16 protein-coding genes and 1 tRNA gene are annotated in these 16,867 nt (G+C 69.9%); 4 read left to right on the top strand and 13 right to left on the bottom strand.

Annotation, left to right across the window (positions count from 1 at the left end; translation table 11 throughout):
* Window positions 1-32 precede the first annotated feature (32 nt).
* Window positions 33-2,825, bottom strand: a complete 2,793-nt coding sequence (aceE, locus tag KOI47_RS25860; RefSeq protein ID WP_216208595.1) for a pyruvate dehydrogenase (acetyl-transferring), homodimeric type — start codon at window positions 2,823-2,825, stop codon at window positions 33-35.
* Window positions 2,826-3,237: 412 nt separating this feature from the next.
* On the opposite strand from aceE, the gene KOI47_RS25855 reads away from it, so the two are divergent.
* From KOI47_RS25855 to KOI47_RS25845, 3 genes are all read left to right on the top strand, one after another.
* Complete coding sequence (locus KOI47_RS25855; protein WP_216208592.1) at window positions 3,238-3,663, top strand: DUF3052 domain-containing protein; 426 nt, start codon at window positions 3,238-3,240, stop codon at window positions 3,661-3,663.
* A 99-nt stretch (window positions 3,664-3,762) separates the two neighbouring features.
* Window positions 3,763-4,227, top strand: coding sequence for a peroxiredoxin (locus KOI47_RS25850; protein ID WP_141997025.1), 465 nt, complete (start codon window positions 3,763-3,765; stop codon window positions 4,225-4,227).
* Between the two features lie 36 nt (window positions 4,228-4,263).
* A tRNA-Val gene (locus KOI47_RS25845) sits at window positions 4,264-4,335 on the top strand.
* A gap of 25 nt (window positions 4,336-4,360) precedes the next feature.
* Here the strand turns inward: KOI47_RS25845 and KOI47_RS25840 are convergent.
* Complete coding sequence (locus tag KOI47_RS25840; protein WP_216208589.1) at window positions 4,361-6,997, bottom strand: glycoside hydrolase family 2 protein; 2,637 nt, start codon at window positions 6,995-6,997, stop codon at window positions 4,361-4,363.
* A gap of 164 nt (window positions 6,998-7,161) precedes the next feature.
* Complete coding sequence (locus KOI47_RS25835; protein WP_232376254.1) at window positions 7,162-7,539, bottom strand: hypothetical protein; 378 nt, start codon at window positions 7,537-7,539, stop codon at window positions 7,162-7,164.
* 298 nt (window positions 7,540-7,837) lie between these two features.
* Here KOI47_RS25835 and KOI47_RS25830 point away from each other — a divergent pair, with 298 nt between their 5' ends.
* Window positions 7,838-8,575 (top strand): DUF4262 domain-containing protein, encoded by a 738-nt coding sequence (locus tag KOI47_RS25830; RefSeq protein WP_216208586.1) that lies wholly within the window; start codon window positions 7,838-7,840, stop codon window positions 8,573-8,575.
* Window positions 8,576-8,605: 30 nt separating this feature from the next.
* Here the strand turns inward: KOI47_RS25830 and KOI47_RS25825 are convergent, their stop codons facing one another.
* The 10 genes from KOI47_RS25825 to KOI47_RS25780 form a co-directional block, all read right to left on the bottom strand.
* Window positions 8,606-9,649, bottom strand: coding sequence for a DNA polymerase IV (locus KOI47_RS25825; protein ID WP_216208583.1), 1,044 nt, complete (start codon window positions 9,647-9,649; stop codon window positions 8,606-8,608).
* Between the two features lie 85 nt (window positions 9,650-9,734).
* The gene (locus tag KOI47_RS25820) at window positions 9,735-10,142 is read right to left on the bottom strand and encodes a cold-shock protein (protein WP_216208580.1); all 408 of its coding nucleotides are present in this window, start codon (window positions 10,140-10,142) and stop codon (window positions 9,735-9,737) included.
* 101 nt (window positions 10,143-10,243) lie between these two features.
* Window positions 10,244-11,470 carry a styrene monooxygenase/indole monooxygenase family protein gene (locus KOI47_RS25815; RefSeq protein ID WP_216208579.1) on the bottom strand — a complete coding sequence of 409 codons (1,227 nt, stop codon included), beginning with the start codon at window positions 11,468-11,470 and terminating at the stop codon, window positions 10,244-10,246.
* A 48-nt stretch (window positions 11,471-11,518) separates the two neighbouring features.
* Window positions 11,519-12,151, bottom strand: a complete 633-nt coding sequence (locus KOI47_RS25810; protein ID WP_216217556.1) for a GTP-binding protein — start codon at window positions 12,149-12,151, stop codon at window positions 11,519-11,521.
* Between the two features lie 169 nt (window positions 12,152-12,320).
* On the bottom strand, window positions 12,321-12,662 hold the full coding sequence (locus KOI47_RS25805) for a DUF742 domain-containing protein (protein ID WP_216217555.1): 342 nt from the start codon (window positions 12,660-12,662) through the stop codon (window positions 12,321-12,323).
* A gap of 84 nt (window positions 12,663-12,746) precedes the next feature.
* Window positions 12,747-13,187, bottom strand: coding sequence for a roadblock/LC7 domain-containing protein (locus tag KOI47_RS25800; protein ID WP_216208576.1), 441 nt, complete (start codon window positions 13,185-13,187; stop codon window positions 12,747-12,749).
* Window positions 13,184-14,473 carry a sensor histidine kinase gene (locus tag KOI47_RS25795; RefSeq protein WP_216208573.1) on the bottom strand — a complete coding sequence of 430 codons (1,290 nt, stop codon included), beginning with the start codon at window positions 14,471-14,473 and terminating at the stop codon, window positions 13,184-13,186. The genes KOI47_RS25800 and KOI47_RS25795 overlap by 4 nt, the downstream gene beginning before the upstream one ends.
* 128 nt (window positions 14,474-14,601) lie before the next feature.
* Entirely contained in the window at window positions 14,602-15,228 is a 627-nt protein-coding gene (locus tag KOI47_RS25790; RefSeq protein WP_216208571.1) for a TetR/AcrR family transcriptional regulator, read from the bottom strand.
* Between the two features lie 52 nt (window positions 15,229-15,280).
* Window positions 15,281-16,069 carry an oxidoreductase gene (locus KOI47_RS25785; RefSeq protein ID WP_216208567.1) on the bottom strand — a complete coding sequence of 263 codons (789 nt, stop codon included), beginning with the start codon at window positions 16,067-16,069 and terminating at the stop codon, window positions 15,281-15,283.
* An 80-nt stretch (window positions 16,070-16,149) separates the two neighbouring features.
* Window positions 16,150-16,746 (bottom strand): TetR/AcrR family transcriptional regulator, encoded by a 597-nt coding sequence (locus KOI47_RS25780; RefSeq protein ID WP_232376253.1) that lies wholly within the window; start codon window positions 16,744-16,746, stop codon window positions 16,150-16,152.
* Between the last annotated feature and the right edge of the window lie 121 nt (window positions 16,747-16,867).

The following is a 16,867-nucleotide window of genomic DNA, read 5'->3' as shown; positions in this document are numbered from 1 at the left end:
TCCCCAGTCGTCTGGTTCGGGTGGTTGTCGGTTCAGGCGACGCCGGAGTCGGAGGTCTGCGGGCCCGCGGCCGAGACGTCGTCGATGCGGTACTCGCGGGCGGCCTCCACCACCTTCGACTGCTCGACCTCGCCGCGCTTGGCGAGCGCTGCCAGCACACCGACGGTGATCGACTCCGCGTCGACAAGGAAGTGCCGCCGCGCGGCGGGCCGGGTGTCGGAGAAGCCGAAGCCGTCCGTGCCCAGGGTGAGCATGTCGGTGGGCACCCAGGGACGGATCAGGTCCGGGACCGCGCGCATCCAGTCCGACACCGCGACCACCGGGCCCGCGACGTCGCGCAGCGCCTCGGTCACGTACGGGACCCGCGGCTCGCTGGCCGGGTAGAGCATGTTGTCCCGGTCCACCTCCACGGCCTCCCGGCGCAGCTCGGTCCACGAGGTGGCCGACCAGACCGAGGCCCGCACACCCCACTGCTCGGCAAGCATCTGCTGGGCCCGCAGCGCGTCCGGCATGGTGACCCCGGAGACCAGGATCTGCGCCTGCGGCCCGGTGCCATCCGGCGCGGCCGCGTACCGGTACAGCCCGCGCAGCAGCCCGTCCACATCCAGGTCCTCCGGCTCGGCGGGCTGCTGGTACGGCTCGTTGTAGACGGTGATGTAGTAGAAGACGTTCTCGCCGCAGCCGTCCGGTCCGCCCTCGCCGTACATCCGGCGCAGGCCGTCCCGCACGATATGCGCGATCTCGAAGGACCACGCCGGGTCGTAGGTCACCGTGGCCGGGTTGGTCGCGGACAGCAGGATCGAGTGGCCGTCGGCGTGCTGCAGGCCCTCCCCGGTCAGCGTGGTGCGGCCCGCGGTGGCGCCCAGCACGAACCCGCGGGCCATCTGGTCGGCCGCCGCGTACAGCCCGTCCCCGGTGCGCTGGAACCCGAACATCGAGTAGAAGATGTAGATCGGGATCATCGGCTCACCGTGCGTGGCGTAGGAGGTGCCGATCGCGGTGAACGAGGCGGTGGACCCGGCCTCGTTGATGCCCTCGTGCAGCAACTGCCCCCGCTCGGACTCCTTGTAGGCCAGCATCAGCTGGGCGTCCACCGAGGTGTAGCTCTGCCCGTGCGGGTTGTAGATCTTGGCCGTCGGGAACATCGAGTCCAGACCGAACGTGCGGGCCTCGTCCGGGATGATCGGCACGATCCGGTTGCCGATCTCGGCGTCCTTGGCCAGCTCGCGCACCAGCCGGACGAAGGCCATCGTGGTGGCGACCTCCTGCTTGCCGGAGCCCTTGCGCACCGAGTCGTACACCTTGTCCCCCGGCAGCACCAGCGGCTTGGCCTTGGCCCTGCGCTCGGGCAGGAACCCGCCGAGGGTGCGCCTGCGGCTGAGCAGGTACTCGATCTCCGGTGAGTCCTCGCCGGGGTGGTAGTACGGCGGCAGCTTCGGGTCGCGCTCCAGCTCCTCGTCGCTGATCGGGATGCGCTGGGCGTCCCGGAACAGCTTGAGGTCGTCCAGGGTCAGCTTCTTCATCTGGTGCGTGGCGTTGCGGCCCTCGAAGGCAGGGCCGAGGCCGTAGCCCTTGATCGTGTGCGCCAGGATCACGGTCGGCTGGCCGTGGTGCTCCAGCGCCGCCTTGTACGCGGCGTAGACCTTGCGGTAGTCGTGGCCACCGCGCTTGAGGTTCCAGATGTCGGCGTCGGAGAGGTCCTTGACCAGCTCCTTGGTGCGCGGGTCGCGGCCGAAGAAGTGCTCCCGGACGTAGGCGCCGTCGTTGGCCTTGTAGGTCTGGAAGTCACCGTCCGGGGTGGTGTTCATCAGGTTCACCAGTGCGCCGTCCCGGTCGCCGTGCAGCAGGGCGTCCCACTCGCGGCCCCAGATCACCTTGATGACGTTCCAGCCCGCGCCGCGGAAGTAGGCCTCCAGCTCCTGGATGATCTTGCCGTTCCCGCGCACCGGGCCGTCCAGCCGCTGCAGGTTGCAGTTGATCACGAAGGTGAGGTTGTCCAGGCCCTCGCCCGCGGCGACGTGGATCAGGCCGCGCGACTCCGGCTCGTCCATCTCGCCGTCCCCGAGGAACGCCCATACGTGCTGGTCGTTCGTGTCCTTGATGCCGCGGTCGCGCAGGTAGCGGTTGAACCGGGCCTGGAAGATCGCGTTCATCGGGCCCAGCCCCATGGACACCGTCGGGTACTCCCAGAAGTCCGGCATCAGCCTGGGGTGCGGGTAGGACGGCAGCCCGCCGCCCTCGCCCGCGTGCGAGTACTCCTGCCGGAACCCGTCCAGCTGGTCGGCGCTCAGCCTGCCCTCGAGGTAGGCACGGGCATAGATGCCGGGGGAGGCGTGCCCCTGCACGAAGATGTGGTCCCCGCCACCGGAGTGGTCCTTGCCGCGGAAGAAGTGGTTGAACCCGACCTCGTAGAGGGCCGCCGAGGAGGCGTAGGTGGAGATATGACCGCCGACGCCGACGCCGGGACGCTGTGCGCGGTGCACCATCACCGCGGCGTTCCACCGGATGTACGCGCGGTAGCGGCGCTCGATCTCCTCGTCACCGGGGAACCATGGCTCGTTCTCGGTCGGGATCGTGTTCACGTAGTCGGTGGCCGTCAGCGGCGGTACGCCGATGTTGCGTTCGCGAGCGCGCTCCAGGACCCTCAACATCAGATAACGGGCCCGCTGCTGCCCGCCGCGGGCCAGCGCGGCGTCGAAGGAGTCCAGCCACTCGGACGTCTCCTCCGGGTCGATGTCGGGCAGGTGTGCGGCCAAGCCGTCACGGATGACGCGGACACGGGCCGGGGCCTCCTGGCCGGAGGCGCCGTTGTTCTGCGGGGCCAAGGGATCTCCTCGCCGGTTGTAGCCGTCTTGCCTGGTTGTGCGCAGTCGCCGGCGTCGATGGCGGCGGGCTGGGCTGTGCTTCGCCTGTCATCGTCGTCGTAAACTCGGCCGCCGTCATCGCTACTGCGCGGTAACGTTGGCCGGGTGTTTCGGCTGGCTGGTCCCCTGGTGGGGCACACCCTCCAGACTAAGCCAGCCCTGCCCACCGAGCCCGGCCGCACGGGTCTGCCGGGCGAAGGTGGCGGGACACGGGGCGGCGCTGCGCAGCGACACGACTTGCCGACGATCCGGTGTGGCCGGTTGCGCCGTGCGCCGTTGACGTGTTCGCTATGCGCATCTGACGTTGAAACGTGCGGCGGCCCGGCTGTGCCGGTGCCCGTCGCACTCGGTTGTAGCTGGAGGAGTGAAAGTCGTGGTCGCCGCGGGAGACGCTGAACAGAACAGCGTCGCCGAGAGGCTTGGAATCAGGCCGGACATGGTGGTCCAGGAGATCGGCTGGGACGAGGACGTCGATGAGGACGTCCGCTCGGCGATCGAGGAGCTGATCGAGGGTGAGCTGCTCGACGAGGACGCTGACGAGGTCGTCGACGTGGTGCTGCTCTGGTGGCGTGAGGACGACGGCGACCTCGGCGACGCGCTGCTGGATGCCAGGGTGCCGATCGACGAGAACGGGGTGATCTGGGTGCTGACGCCGAAGACCGGCCAGCCGGGTCACGTCGAGCCGAGCGACATCGCCGAGGCGGTCCCCGCGGCGGGGCTTTCGCAGACCTCCAACGCCAGCATCGGCGCGCACTGGGCTGGCACGAGGCTCGTACCGAGGTCCAAATCACGTCGCTGAGCAGCGCTCCCCGGTGAATGCCGGGCCGGCCCACGATAGGGTTGGCCGGAACCCAGGATTTCGTGCCACAGCGGTTTACGCTGGGAGAGGAAGCGCGGTATGGCCGTCGAGGTCGGTTCGCAGGCCCCGGACTTCACGCTCAAGGACTACAACAAGCAGGACGTCACCCTGTCGTCGTTCCGTGGTGACAAGCCGGTGCTGCTGGTGTTCTATCCGTTCGCCTTCAGCGGCATCTGTCAGGGCGAGCTCTGCCAGCTGCGGGACGAGTTCGCGGAGTACGATGGCCAGGGCGTGCAGGTGCTCGGTGTGTCGGTGGACACACCGTTCTCGCTCAAGGCCTGGGCCGAGCAGCAGGGCTACCAGTTCCCGCTGCTGTCGGACTTCTGGCCGCACGGCGAGGTCGCCACAGCCTACGGCGTCTTCAACGAGGGCGCGGGGCTGGCCAACCGCGGCACCTTCCTGATCGACAAAGAGGGTGTGGTGCGCTACGCCGAGGTGAACCAGCCCGGTGAGCCCCGGGACCAGCAGTCCTGGAAGAAGGCCGTGGCCGAACTGCCCGCATGATCCACCGGTCGGCACCCGGAGCCGGGTGCCGACCCGGGGCGCATAGCTCAGCGGAAGAGCACCTGCCTTACAAGCAGGGGGTCGCTGGTTCGAACCCAGCTGCGCCCACCGGACGTTCCGACGCGGACGCTGCTCAGCGTGCCGCCGGCACCGCGTTCACCCCGCCGATCTCCACCGTGGGCCGCCCGCCCGCGTCCTGCTGCTGGTACGAGGCTCGCAGGGTGACCGACTCGCCCGGCCACAGCGAGACGTAGTTGTCGCTCCAGGTGACCGGAAGCACCCGCGAGCCGTCCGGTTTGCGCAGGGTGGCCCGCACCGCGGGGGCGATCGTCTCCGAGGTGTTGCGCAGGGTCACCGTGGTGCCCGCGTGCCCGGTGCGGGTGCGCACCTCGATGGCCGCGTCCGGCAGCTCCGCAAGGCCGCCGAGGTCGGCGTACTGGCTGACCGGCGTGTGGTACCAGCTCGACTCCTCCCAGTCCGGCACATCCGGCCGGGTGGACAGCCAGTAGGTGTTGCGGCTGAGCTGCTGCCCGTTCCTGGACAGCCCGAGCCGCACGAAGTAGGTGTCCGACAGCCCGGACAGCTCCGGCAGGGTCAGCGCCTCGGTCACGTCCAGCGAACCCACCGACACCCCTTGCCGCTCGGACCGGTGCATCAGGGTGCCGTCCAGGTTGTAGACCTCCGCCCGCACGGTCAGCCCACGTTCCGGCTCGGGTCCCTGGCCGACCACCACGACCGAACGGTCGTCGTAGGAGTACTGGACGTGCAGCACCTCGTTCCCCTTCTTCGCGCCGAAGTAGGCGCCGCCGGGGTTCAGGTAGTAGTCGTAGAGATGCCAGTTCAGCGAGGGCCACGCGTTGTTCAGCATCCAGTAGACCAGCCCGGTCGCCGGGCGTTGTGCGGTCATCCGGCGCGCGTAGGCCTCGAACTGTGCCCTGGTGTTCTCGTAGTTGGCCAGCTGCGCCTTCTCCACATAGTCGGCAAGGCCGGTGGGGGCACCGTAGCGCTGCGCAAGCGCCGTGCTGAACAGCTGGAGGTTGTCGAAGGGCGGCGTGCCGCGCCCGGTGTGGAACTGCTGCGCAGCCGGCTCCCGCCAGAGCTTCTCCCGCTCCGCGGGGGAGAGCATCCGGCGCAGGCTGTCCATTGTGGGTACCGAGTGGCCGGCGCTCAGCTCACCGGCGAAGCCGTAGGCCGCGCCGAGCCGGTCGCCGTACCAGTAGTTTGGCGGAACCCAGTCGTAGGGTCCCTCCATCTTCAACCCGGAGGGCCCCAGCGGCTCGGGGGCGTTCCGCGAGGCGGCGGCCGGGATGACCGGGTTCGGCCAGCCAGCCCGTTCCAGCTCCGCAAGGTACATCCGCTGCACGTCCTCCGGCGGCGCGATGTCACTGCCGATCAGGAACGCGATCACGCTCGGGTGGCTGCGCAGCACCCGTGCCTGCGCGGCCATCGAGTCCCTGGCGATGGGGTAGTCCTCGGCGGTCCATTCCTCCCCGCCCCAGCTGGTCCACGGCTCCCACTTGTCGCAGCATTCCCAGCCGGTGAGCAGCATGATCCCGGTACGGTCCGCGATCTCGTAGAACTCCGGGGTCTCCAGCTTGCCCTCCAGCCGGATGGCGTTCAGCCCGAGATCGCGGACGTACTCCAGCTGCGCGCGCAGGCGGTCCGGCCGGGACCGGAGCAGCAGGTCGGAGGCCCAGCCCGCGCTGCGGATCTGCAATGCCCTGCCATTGACGTAGAACTGCCGGTCGCCGGACTCGTTCAGCTTCGAGTCCACCTCGCGGATGCCGAAGGTCGTGCGGTCCCGGTCGGACAACCGGAACCCGGTCCACGCGGTGAGCTCCAGCCGGTACAGCGGCTGCTTGCCGAGCTGGGCCGGCCACCACACCCGCGGGTCCCGCACCGCCACGCCGGGGAAGGCAACGGTGCGGGTCTGTCCGGCGGCCAGCCGGACCTCCGTGCGCAGCCGGTGCGGTCCGATCCGGCCGTGCAGCACCACGTTCCGCGCGCGTGCCGAGTTGTTCCGTACCTCGGCATGCGCGACCAGTCGTGCCGAGTCCATGCTCGGCAGGTCCAGGTCGGTGTGCACGTAGGAACCGAGCAGCGTCACCGGGCCGGTCCGCACGAGCCGCACGTCCCGCCAGATGCCCATGTTGTTGTCCGGAGCGGGCTGTGCCCAGTCCAGCCAGCTGATCGCGAAGTCCTTGTCCGGGTCGGAGGGGTGCACCCGGATGGCCAGCGCGTTGCGCCCCGGCCGCAGCAGTGGCCCGATGTCGAACTCGCGGGCGTTGTAGGTACCGACGACCTCACCGAGCGAGCGGCCGTTGAGCCATACGTCGGCACGGGAGACCGCGCCGGGTATCCGCAGGAAGGTGTGCCGCTCCCGGCCCGCGGCGCGGAACTCGGTGCGGTACCACCACGGCACCTCGAAGTCCGCGCGGTCGACCTGGTCGCGCATGTTGGTGGAGTGGAAAAGGCCGGGGTAGCGGCCGTTCTGCACCAGCCCCGCCACGATCGTGGACCGGGGCGCCACCGGGTACCAGCCGGCGTTGCCGAAGTCCGGTAGGGAGATGCGTTCCCCACCGGCGTCGAGCTCGGCGGAGGAACGGATGTGCCAGCCGGTGACGGTGCTGCCTTCGCCCATCGCTTTCGGCATGACCAGACCTTCGGCGTCAGCCGTGGCGATGGATCCGGCGGAGACCGTGCCCGGCGTCAGCGCGAGGGCGCACAGCACGGCGAGCAGCAGGGCGAGACGGGAGCGGAACGGGGTCATACCTGCTCCTCTGCATGGGCCTGGGTAAGGCAGCCTTAGTAAGGCATGTTTCCTAACCATGCCAAGATTTCACATCTTCCCGCATTGGTCTAGACGTCATTTCACGAAGACCCCGGCGGGGATGTGCGCCCGGTCGCGAGGATGCGCCGGGGCCGGAATCCGGCTCAGTGATTCTCCGGCAGCGACAGCGTGCGCAGCGCCGCGTTCACCTCGGACAGCCGTGCGGGCCACCGGCCGGTGACCGCCTTCCACGCCGCGCGCAGGGACACCCGCTCGGCCAGCACCAGAATCGGGCCGCGCCCCCAGTTGCTCGCCACCACCGTGCCGGTCCGGTCGGGCTCGCCGGGGCCGGGCGCCCCGCCCGGCAGGAACTCCACGGTGAGCGAGGAACCGGTGCCGGTCACGTCGTCCTCGACTCCGGTCATCGCCGCATGGTAAGCCCGCAGGGCGTTGCGCTCGTGCGTGTCGGCCGGTACCGGGCAGTCCGGGTAGGCGGCGTTGTACGCCTCCGCCGAGGTGAAGCGCGGCAGGTGCTGATCCACGGCGCGGATCCTACCGAACGGACCCCCGCGGTGATCCGATGTGTGCCGCCGCGGGCGATACTTCCGCGATTTCCTGCGCTTTCGCCCGATCGGGTAGGAGTCACCCGTTCATCCGCACCATGACCGGCGAACTCGCCGGAACTCGCCAGTCAATTATCTTCTTGCTCATTCGTTAGTGGGAAGATTCATATCAGTCGTTACTTTCCGTGATAATCGTGCGGTCGCTGTCCTCGCTCCCCGGCGCGTTCTGTCGGTACCCCGTCGCACAGTGGGCGGTACCCGACCGAAGGAGGACCTCATGTGCTGGGCCTGCGACAACCCCGACAAGACCACCCGTGACTACCTCGAGGTACTGCGCGGCATCATTGCCCGGGCAGGCTGGGCGGTGCAGGGCGTCGAGCCCGGCCGGATCCACCCGCCATGGGCCTACACGGTGGGCCTGACCGAGCTGGAAAGACCCGAGCTCGTGGTCACCGGCCTGCCGCTGCGCCAGGGCCACGAGCTGCTCAACGAGGTCGCCCATCGCCTCCTGCATACCCCGACCCCGCTGCCGGGGGAGCAGCTCCGGCTGCCGGGCAGTCCACCGCTCGTCGAAGTCGTCGAGCTGCCCGAGCCGAGTGCGCACCTCAACATGGCGGTCGCGATGTACGGGCCCGGCGTACGTGCATTGCAGCTGGTGCATATGGACCTTCGCGGGCACTGGCCATGGGATCGCGACTACCGGGACGGCAAAGGCGGCCAGCCCGTGCTCGGTCCCCGTGCCGCACCACCCGCCCGACGGCGGGGCACAGGCGGCGAACCGGGCCCGCCCGCCGTGCGGTCCGACCTCGGTTTCCCCGACGAGCTGAGCACCCCGGCGCTGCGCGCGCTGGTCAAAGCGGGGTATCGCGGGCTGGCCGAGCTCGACGGTGTGCGCGAGGCGGATATCGCGCGGCTGCACGGCATGGGGCCCAAGGGAATCAGCCGGCTGCGGGCGGCGCTGGCGGCGAACGGGATGTCCTTCGCCAAGGCCGGCTGGAAGGGAGGTCGCGGGTGATCGCGGCCGGGATGAGCGGGCTGCTGCCGCTCATCCCGGCGCCGGATCTTCGCCGAACTCGGCACGCACGCCGAGTAGCCGTACCGGACGGGCGTCCGCGAACCGGTCCAGCACCTCGAGTGCGGCGCGTTCGATGGCCTGGGCATCGCTGGTCGGCGCGGGGAGGGTGCAGCTGCGGGTCTGCGTGATGAACGGCGCGAACCGTATCTTCACTCCGACCCTGGCCGCGGGACGGCCTTCCTCGGTCACGTCCCGTGCCACTCGACGGGCGAGGGCGGCGACCTCCTTGGCGATCTCCGTCCGATCGGTGATGTTCTGCTGGAAGGTGGTCTCCCTGCTGCGGGATTTCGCCACCCACGGGGTTGCCGTGACCTCGGTGTCGCCCGCGCCCAGCGCGAGCGTGCGGTACCAGGGGCCCATGTTCGGGCCGAACCGGGCGGCGAGGTCGGCCGGATCGGCCCTGGCCAGCTGCCCCACCGTGGTCAGGCCCAGTTCGGCCAGCTTTGCCGTGGTCCTGCGGCCGATGCCCCACAGGGCGTCGACCGGGCGCTCGGCCATCACGGCGACCCAGTTGTCCCTGGTCAGCCGGTAGACCCCGGCCGGCTTGGCGAAACCGGTGGCGAGCTTGGCACGCAGCTTGTTGTCCCCGATGCCCACCGAGCAGGACAGCCCGGTCTCCGCGGTGACCGCTCGCTGGAGATCCGCCGCCAGCGCCTCCGGATCGGTGGTGCGCACGCCGAGGAACGCCTCATCCCAGCCGAGGATCTCGACTACCACCGGGAACCCCCGGAGGGTGGCCATGACCTGTTCGGAGACCTCTTCGTAGGCCTGCGGATCGGAGGGCAGGAACACCGCGTCGGGGCAGCGCTTGGCGGCGGTCCGCAGCGGCATCCCGGAGTGCACACCGAACTCGCGGGCCTCGTAGGAGGCGGTGGCCACCACCGCCCGCTGGGTCGGGTCGCCGGCGCCACCCACGATGACCGGGAGGCCGCGCAGCTCAGGCCGGCGCCCGATCTCGACCGCCGCGATGAACTGGTCGAGATCGACGTGCAGGACCCAGTCCGGTATGGACACCCCACCAGTATGCGCCGGACCAGCCGTTCCCGCGCCCGCCTCGGCGCGGGAACGGCCGCCGGTCAGCTACCGGTGCGCGTTCCGGTCAGGACTCGAGCCAGTTGTGCGCCCTGGCCAGCTCGACCAGGCGCTGCCGCAGCTGCATGATCTGGGCCGCGGTGAGCGAGGGCACCGACTCCAGCAGGGTCTCCGTGAGCTCCTGCCGGAACTCGCTGGTGGACAGCACATCGCACATGCCGTCGTCGTCCTCGCGGGAGGAGGTTTCCCGCCGTACCACCACGCTCGGGGCCCGATCCACGATCTTGACCTCGGAGGCCTTCAGCCCCCGTCCGCTGTCCTCGATCTGGAATTCGACCGTCGTACCCGGCTGGAACAGATACTTCTCATCGCGAAGGTCATTCGCATGCATGAACACGTCTTCGCCGCCCTCGTGCGGCGCGATGAACCCGTAGCCGCGAACCTCGTCGAACCGCAGAACCTTACCTGTAGTCACCACTAGCACCTCAGTACCTCTACTACCGCTTACCGCGGCCAGGGTAGCGCACCGGCGGGCCGGGGACAGCCGGCTCGGCCACGCCCGGTCCGAGCCCGGGTTCAGACGCCGGCCAGGTACGCGGCCGCCTTGTCCGGGTCGAGGAACCAGTGCTGGAAGTCCGAGGGGTCACCGAACCCGTTGGCGAACCGGGAGGCCACCGCCTCCTTGCCCGCGGCAGCGCCGAGGATCTCCAGTACGTGCGGGGGCGGCGGCTGCAGCATGGCGTTGGTCCAGGTGGTGACGTGCTGCGCGTAGCTCCAGTAGGTGTCGAAGGCCGAGCGCATCCACTCCCGGTCGAAGGGCTGGTCCCCGCGGGCGACGATGGAGTCCAGGTACGACGCGGCACACCGGGCGGCGTTGTTGGAGCCCTGGCCGGTGATCGGGTCGTTGGCCACCACCACATCGGCCATGCCGAGCACCGGGTTGCCCGAGGGCAGCTCGCCGACCGGACTCCGCACCACCGGGGTGTACCCACCGGCGAGGGTCGCCCGCTCGTCGGTGAGCTCGACCTCGGTGCAGCGCTCGTACTCCCATGGCAGGTACTGCTTGATCAGGCCCAGGATGCGATGCAGGTGCTCCTTCGGCTCCGGCCGGTCCGACCAGCAGTCCAGCGGCCCGCCGGGAATGCCCTCGAAGAACAGGATGTCGCAGTTCCCGCTGAGGGTGTAGGCCGGGATCATGAACAGCTCCCCGATACCGGGAATGATGTTGAACCGCACCGCCGAGTAGTCGGGGTGCTCCGGGCGCGGGGCGAGGCCGTGCACGTAGGCAAGGGACAGCGCGCGCTGCGGGGCGGTGTACGGCGAGAGTTCCGGGACGCGGTCGAACAGTTGCACCAGCTCACCCTTGCCCGCCGCCACGACCACCAGGTCGTACATCCTGGCCAGCGAGTCGAGGTCGGCGGTGGTGACCCCATGCAGGATGACCTTGCCACCACGTTCCTCGAACAGCTCGAGCCAGCCCGCCATCTTCACCCGCTGGTCCACCGACTGCGCGTAGTCGTCCAGCTTGGCGACCCAGTCCAGGGCCCTGCTCGCGTCCGGGGCCGCGATCGAAACCCCGAGCCCTTCCACCCGGACCGTCTCCGCCTCCCACAGGTTCAGGCCCTCGTCCCGCTCCAGCTGCAGCGCGGGGTGGAACATGCACTGGGTGGACATGACCTTGCCGCCGCGGATCTCATCGGGCGTCCGCGCGGACATGACGGTGACGTCGTAGCCGCGGGCCCGCAGGCTCAGCGCGAGCTGTAGTCCGGACTGGCCTGCGCCGACGATCAGGATCTTCCGCATGGCTTGGTTACCCTCCAGGAGCTCGTGGGGACCGACGGGCGACCCGCGTCAGGCGCCGCTGTAGCTGGGACGCGGGGCGGTGCTGCCGTACCGGCCGGGCTCGGAGAGCTCGGCCAGGGACATCGTGTGGGTGACCAGTTCCCGTAGCGCCCCCGCGGTCGAGGCGGGATCGCGGGCGTCGCAGGTGATCAGCGGCACGTCCGGGGCGACCGCGAGGGCTTCCCGCACGTCCTCGAGCTCGTGCAGCAGCTGCCCGTCGAAGAGGTTGACCGCGACGATGAACGGCAGGTCCGAGTCGTTCTCGAAGTAGTTGATGGCCGCGAAGGACTGGTCCAGCCTGCTGGTGTCCACCAGCACGACCGCGCCGAGCGCCCCGCGGGAGAGGTCGTCCCAGAGGAACCAGAACCGGGCCTGGCCCGGGGTGCCGAACAGGTACAGCAACAGGTCGGAATGCAGGGAGATCCGGCCGAAGTCCATGGCCACCGTGGTGGTGGACTTCGCCCCGTCCGGGGAGAGGTCGTCCACCCCCTCGCCGGCCTCGGTCATCCACGCCTCGGTGTTGATCGGCGGCACCTCGGAGACGGCGCTGACGAACGTCGTCTTGCCCACGCCGAAGCCGCCCGCGACGACGATCTTGGCGGAGATCGTCAGCGGACCCGCCTCGCCGTCCGGCTGGCACAGGCCCTCAGCGCCTGTTCCGGAACTCGCGACACGGGCGGCGAGGCCGGGCTCGGACTCCGCACGCACGTCACTTTCGCGGGTCGTGCGCCCGGCCTCGCCGCCCGTGGGCTCCGCCGCGCGAGTTCTTCCGCTGGCCTCGAGTGGCGAAGTCCAGTTCAGGAACAGGCCCTCAGACAGGGAGCCGCTTGAGTCCATCGAGGATCCTCTCGAGCACGTGCAGGTCATGGTGATAGGCGTAGGCCGTGGGGTGGATGAAGATCGCTCCCTCCGCGGCGAGGTCGCTGACCAGCACCCGGACCACTCCGAGCGGCAGGGTGAGCGCCGCGGACAGCTCCGCGATGGAGGTCTGCGTCCTGGCCCGCTCGTACAGCGAGCGCGACTCCGGCATCAGTGCTTCGGCGACCGCCGGGTCGTACCGCGGAACCGAGACCAGCGTCTCCACCAGCAGGTGGTGCCGGGTCCGGGTGCGGCCTCCGGTGAGCGCGTACGGCCGGATCCGCCTGCTGCGCATCCGCTGCGCGGCACCCTCGGTGGCCACTGGGCTCTCCTCGCCGGACAGTGACACGGTCATCACATCCTCGTCCCGGTTCTCGGGTCAGGCCTGCCGCGGGCGCCGGGCGGTGAGCACGCGCCGCAGGTCGGCCCGCCGCTCGGGGGTCAGCACATGGCCCGCGTTGGTCACGAACTGGGTCATCTCGTATGCGACGACCTTCATGTCGCAGTCGGGCCCGGTCAGCACGGCCAGCCCTGCCCCGGAACCGATTCCCATGAACAGGAAATAGCCGCGGGTGAGCCGGATGATGATCTGCTCGCAGGAGCCCTTTTCGAACAGCGCCGCGCTGTTGGCGGCGAGGCTGAGCAGCCCGCTGGAGATCGCAGCCAGCTGCTCGGCGTCGTCCCCGCTGACCTCGTCGGAGGCGGTCAGCGGGAACCCGTCCGAGGACATGATCAGGGCATGCGTGACGCCGTGCACCTTGCGGACGAAATCGTTGATCAACCAGGTGAAGTCTTCGGTACTGGGTTTGGCTGCCGTCACTGCTGGGATTCCTCGGCTGTTCCGTCGCTGCTGGTGTCGTGATCCGGACCGTCCGGCCGATCGGCGCGTGCCGCCCGCTCCCCGTCGGCGAACGCACCGAGATCGTCGATCAACTGCCGGTGGCCTTCCTCCTGCCGCGCCGGGTCGGTGTCCGGCTCCGGCTGCCGCTGTGGGGAGGCGGCCAGGTCGCTGGCGTTCTTGATGCTGCGCGGCACCCGCCTCGGCAGGCCGCTGGCGGTGGTCCCGGCGGGAGCCGGCTTGCTGACCGGTTTCGGCCTTGGCGCGCGCGCCGTGGAGCCACCCGCGCCACCGGCACCGCCCGGTTGCCTGGCCGCGCCGGCCGCGACCGTGGCGCGCTTCTCCTCCCTGGTGCGCGCGGCGGGCGGGAGCACCACCGTCTGCGCACCGGACCAGCTCGCCTCCGGCAGTTCGGACACCAGGCCGGCCGGGATCAGCACGGTCGCCGTGGTGCCGTGCGGCACCCTGCGGTCCAGCCGGACCCGCATGTCATGCCTGCCCGCGAGCCTGCGGACCACGGCCAGCCCCATGTGCCGCACCGCGTCGTCGTCGAGCACCGGCGCGCCTTCGAGCCGGTCGTTCAGTTCGGCGAGCCGCTCGGGCGGCAGCCCGATGCCCTCGTCCTCCACTCGCATCAGCACGCTGCCCTGCTCGGTGAGGTGCGCGCTCACCTTCACCGAGGAAGTGGGCGATGAGTGGCTTGCGGCGTTGTCCAGGATCTCCGCCAGCACCCTGCTCAGGTCCTCGGCGGCGAAGCCGACGACACCGAGCGAGACCATCCTGCCGATGGAGACCCGCGGGTAGCTGTCGATCGAGGACATCGCCGCGCGCACGACGTCCACCAGCGATGCCGTCTCCGTGGCGTTCTCACCGGCGTCCCTGCCGGCGAGCACTCGCAGGTTCTCGGCGTTGCGGCGCAGCCGGGTCGCCAGATGATCCAGCTGGTACAGCTCTGCCAGCCGGTCCTGGTCCTCCTCGGCGGCCTCCATCCGTTCCAGTTGGGACAGCAGGCTGTCCACAAGGTTCAGATCGCGCAGCGCGATGCTGGCGCAGATGCCGACCAGGGCCTCTTCGGTCCGCTCGGACGCGGGGGCCGTGGCCTGTCCGGGCGCGGGGCTGTCCGGAGGATCAGGGGGAGGGGAAGGCAGGGCCGTGCGCGCCGGTTCCGGTTCCTGGCGGGTGCCGGCGAGGAAGTGGGCAGCCGCGACGCGGGAGCGGTCCAGCAGCCCCCGCGAGCGATCCAGTAGTTCCCGAGCCCGCGTCGCCATGGTCTCACTACTTTCTGATCGCATACCGATTTCGTCCGCCTGCCAGGAAGGCGGCAGCGCGTCGCAATGCAATCAGAGACCGCTATGGATGTCCACAACGAGCACACGTTTGGTCGCTCAGCGTTGTGTTATCCCGCTGTTACTCCCGGCGCTCGCAGCCTGCCGGCCAGTGCGGACAGATGCTCGGCGAGCATCCGTTGCGATCTTTCCCGGACCTCGCCGAGCAGTTCGGCCGATCCGCCGGTCATCAGGCCGAGCCCGCCGATCAGCACCAGCAGGTGCTCGAGCTCGTGTTCCACATCGGCGTTTTTCGGGATCTCCCCGTCGGCGATCGCCTGGGTGAAGCCCTGGCGCAGCCAGCCGCGCAGCGCCCCGTATCCCGCGCCTGCGCCCCGCATGGTGCTCTGCGGCGCTGGCCGATGTCCCCAGAACGCCAGCCACACGGTCCAGGTGTCCAGCCGTTCCTGGTCCCCTGGCACCAGTGCGTGCGCGGTCGCCGCCACCGCCTCGAGCCCGCGTTTGCCCGCGCAGGCGGCGCCGATCCGCTCAGCGGCCCGCCGGTTGTTGTAGCGCAGCACGGAGGTGAGCACCTCGGCCTTGTCTGTGAAGTAGTGCGTCACCGATCCGGTGGAGACTCCCGCCTCGCCTGCGATCCCGCGCATGGTGGTCGCCTGCGCGCCCTGCCTGGCGACCAGCCGCCAGGCAGCCGCGATGATCCGCCTGCGGCCCTCCGGGTCGCGGGTGTGTCCGGTCATTCGAGCAAGTTCCTACTTGTCGGTAACTTCGTCAAGGGTTCCCGGTGGGTGGTTACACGGTCTTGAGTACCCCACCGTCCACGCGGTGGTCGGTGCCGGTGATGTTGGCCGCGTGCGGGGAAGCCAGGAATGCGATCAGTGCCGCGGTCTCCTCCGGCTCGGCGAGCCTGCCGGTGGTGATGCCCATGCGTTCCGGCAGGGCGGCAAGGAACTCGTCCAGTCCGAGGCCCGCCTCGCGGGCGAGGTCGGCAGCCATGCTGTCCGGGGCCTCCCAGTTCCGGGTGCGGGTCGGCCCCGGGCTCACGGTGACCACTCGCACGCCTCGTGGCCCCAGTTCCTCGGCCAGCGCCTTGCTCACGTTGTTCAGCGCGGCCTTCGCCGCGCCGTACTCGACCGGTGGGTGGGCGAACCTCGCACCGATCGAGGAGACGTTGATGATCACGCCCCGGCGCTCCACGATGCCGGGCAGGGCGGCCCTGGTGGTCCGCACCGCGCTGAGCAGGTTCAGCTCCAGCGCCCGCTGCCACTCCGCGTCCCCGATGGCGGTGAAACTCTCGTCGTGGGTGATGCCCTTGCGAACCCCGCCGAGGTTGTTGACCAGGATGTCGATCCCACCCAGGGCCACGGTGGCGCGGCTGATGAGCTCGGCGGGTCCCTCCGCGGTCGTCAGGTCCACCGGGACGGCCGTGCTGCCGGGGATCCCGGTCAGCTCCGGTGGCGCGGTGCGGGCCGCGGCCGCCACCCGCACACCCTCCGCCGTCAGCCTGCGGACGGTGGCCAGGCCGATGCCCCTGCTGGCCCCGGTGACCACCGCCGTCCTGCCCTCCAGTCGAAGATCCACAATCCTGATCCTTTCTTTACCTTAAGTTACAAATCAACCCGCCAAGCCGGCTGCCATGAGGGCCGCTCATCGCGGCAGGGTCATGGGGTCGAGCCGGGGAGGAGGCAACGGAGGGCCAGCTCGACCAGGTCGGTCGGCTGCCCGGTGTCCGGCTCCGCCTTGGCGAGTACCCGGATACCGTTGGTCACGGTCAGCAGGTAACGGGCGGTGCAGGTGGGGTCGAGGTCCGCCGCGAACTCGCCTGCCCGCTGCCCCTCCTCGATGGTGCTGCGCATGGCCGCCTGCTGGCGCTCGAACGACCTGCGCACGAGGTGGTTCACCGCCTCGTCCCGGTCGCCGAACTCCACGGCCGCGTTGGTGGCCATGCAGCCTCGGCGTTGCTCGTCCGCCCTGGCGGCCTCCAGCACCAGGGTCAGCGCGGAGCGCACCCGCGCGGTCGGCGACCCGGCGCCGTCCAGGATCTTGATCAGCCGGTCGGTCTCCCGCTCGTGGTAGCGGCGCAGTGCGAGCTGGTAGAGCTCATGCTTGCTGTGGAAGGCGTTGTACAGGCTGCCGCGGCCGATACCGATCGCGTCCACAAGGTCCTGCGGGCTGGTGTTGGCATATCCCTTGGTCCAGAACACCTCCATCGCCAGATCGACGGCGGTGTCCGGCTCGAAGCTCTTGGTGCGGGGCACCCCGGCAGCCTAACTTTACTGGAATTCTAGGTCAAATATCGACGGATCTTGCCGGTGTCCGGCGTGGCCACTGGCACGGCTGCGTTCCCGGGGCCAGGATGGGGGCACCCGCGTCCGCCAT

This window comes from Amycolatopsis aidingensis, from assembly GCF_018885265.1.
Taxonomy (GTDB): domain Bacteria; phylum Actinomycetota; class Actinomycetes; order Mycobacteriales; family Pseudonocardiaceae; genus Amycolatopsis; species Amycolatopsis aidingensis.
The sequence above is the reverse complement of the archived record's forward strand: the minus strand, read 5'-3'. Positions and strand labels throughout refer to the sequence as shown.